Consider the following 2474-nt stretch of genomic DNA (forward strand, 5'->3'; position numbering starts at 1 on the left):
CGTGTAATGCCGAGCATAGCCGCAACCGACGACAACAAAACCGTTCCCGTTATATACCCCCGTGAGGTAAAAGAATGAGCCATTTAGACGTTTACTTCCGAGCGTTTAAGGAATTGAGAAAAGAGACCTTAGACGAAGCGTCGTGTGTAAGAAAGCGCAAAGCTATTGCGCAGGCAAACACCGAAGCGGATAAGCTCGAAGCAACCAAATACCTTGTTTCAATCCAAGACGACTGGATTACAGCCATCGAGGAAGGCTTGTCTTTTGTCGAAAAGGCGGTTGCGGAAGAACGGCAGTTTATTCGTTCCGACGGCGAAGTTGTGCCCATAGAAAAGGTTAAGAAAATTTCCAAAGATTCGGTGGAGCACCTTGCCAAGCACAGCGATATGATTACGCGCTTGCCCGAAGAGGGCGCCGACGTTGTGCCCGACAAGCTTTACATGGTTGAAAAACTCAGCGACTATGCCGTATACGAAAACAGATTTTTATATATGATGCTTAGGTACATAAGCGACTTTATAAATTTCAGGTTGGAAAAAATCGAAGCGCTACGGCATACCTACGTTGGGAATATGCACGTTCAGAAAGAAGTGGTAACGAAAAAGCGCAAGCTTTTGGTGCAGTCTACTGTGGTTGAGAGCAGGGCGGACAACCGCTATCCCGTTGCCGACGAAAACACCGAATTGCTTATAAAGCGAATAAAGGATTGCCAAAGCATAGTTAATTCTTTGCTCGGAACCGACCTTATGACGCAAGTGGCGAAATCGCCTATGCTCAAACCGCCCATAGTTAAAACAAACGTTCTTAAAATGAACAATAACTTTAAAAAGGCGCTCGCGCTTTACGACTATATAGCGTCGTATAAAGGCGCGGGTTACACCTATGAAGAAGTGCGTTACAACTTTGCGCCGTTTTCCGACCAAATTGCCGACGAAGTTGCGGAATCGCTTTCGCTCATATCGTTTCTTGCCTATAAATTCGGAAACGGAATAAACGACGTTTTGGAAAGCGAGTATAAAAAGGAAGAGCGACGTCGCAAAAACGCCGAAGCGGAGAAACTCGCGGAGAGATTGAAAAGACTTAAAAAGCGCGCCAACGAATCGAACAAAACTTTCGAGGAATATATGCTCGTGCTTGAAGAAAGAGTGCGAATGCTCGAAAAGGACAGCGAGGATTTGCAAACCGTTAGGCAGGAAATGGACGCGCTCGCTCTGCGTATAGACGAACTCAATAACGAAAAGTCGGAGCTTAACCGCAGAATAAACGAATTTAAAGCGGTTATAGAACAAAAAGAGCTCGAACTTGCGGCGCTCAATCAAAAATACATAGAAGATATGTCGGCGCTGAAAAAAGAATACGAGCGTGAAAAATCCGAGCTCGTGCAAGCGCACGCAAATCGGGAAGAAGCTTTAAAAGCGTCGCATGCCGAAGAACTTGCCGCAGCGGAATCGGCGTTTGCAAACGAACTTCGAGAAAGAATTTCGGAGCACGATATAAAGGAAGAGGAGCTTAGAGCCGAACTCGAAGAGTTGAACTCTCAATGGAATCTTACCAAAAGCAAGTACGAACAGGGCATTGCCGACGTTGAGGCTCGCGCCGCCGTTTTCGACGGCGAGCAACAAAAACTTGCGGACGAGTACGAAGCCAAATTGCGAGAACTCGAAAAAAATTACGCCGAAGAGTTTACCGCGCGCGACAGAGAAAATCTGTATATACGCACCGAACTCGACGGTTTGAGAATGAAGAACGGCGACATGAAGCCGAGTACCGACTATACTTCGCGCGAGCGGTTCGTTGAGCTTGAAGAAGAGTTCGAGGCGTTCAAACAATTTTTTAAAGGGCAGTGGAAGCTCACGAAAAAGGCTATTAAAAGAGAAGTGTACGGAAAGAAAGAGACGAATACCGAACCCGATTCGGTAGCGGGAGAAGGCAACTAAAAAACGCGATGAAAAAGGCGAAAGGAACAAAAAGCTTAATAGGAAAAGTAGTTTTTGCGATTACGCTCGTAACCGTTCTTTTCGCGTTGATTTTTTGCGCCGTAATAAAACAATACAACAAATACGGAAACAAGAACTTCGAACTGTTCCGCTCGGATATCAAATATTTTGTAGTCGGATTTGCTCTGTTGCTTATTATAATGCTGTTCTTTTTCGTGTGCATGGCGTACGCCGCAAGTAACGGCACCGAGCTTGCCACTCCCGAATATTTCGGAGTCGATTTCGAAAAGGACGCGAAAGAAAAAGAAAAGTTGAAAAGCGTTGAGGCGAGCGACAAGGTGGAAACCGCTCTTGCTGCGGTAAATTCGAAAACTTCTGAGTTTGAAGAAAACGGAGAGCCGGCGAGCGTTTCGGTTTCGGCAACCGAGCGGGCGAAAACTTCCGAGAACGCTTTGTCGTCTGCCGAAGGTTCGCGGTTTTACATGCTTACGGAGATAGACAAGGCATACGAAAAATACAGTCGGCCTGCGTACAACG

Annotated in this window: 2 protein-coding genes; both read left to right on the forward strand. The window is 46.2% G+C overall.

What is annotated here, in order from left to right; translation table 11 throughout:
- The first annotated feature begins 74 nt into the window (after positions 1 to 74).
- Positions 75 to 1937, forward strand: coding sequence for a DUF2357 domain-containing protein (locus NFR62_RS10095; protein WP_251618070.1), 1863 nt, complete (start codon positions 75 to 77; stop codon positions 1935 to 1937).
- 8 nt (positions 1938 to 1945) lie between these two features.
- Positions 1946 to 2474, forward strand: a 529-nt coding sequence (locus NFR62_RS10100) for a hypothetical protein (RefSeq protein WP_251618072.1), incomplete at its 3' end; no start/stop codon positions are given.

This window comes from Pumilibacter muris (genome assembly GCF_943193045.1).
In the GTDB taxonomy this organism is placed as follows: Bacteria; Bacillota; Clostridia; order Christensenellales; family Pumilibacteraceae; genus Pumilibacter; species Pumilibacter muris.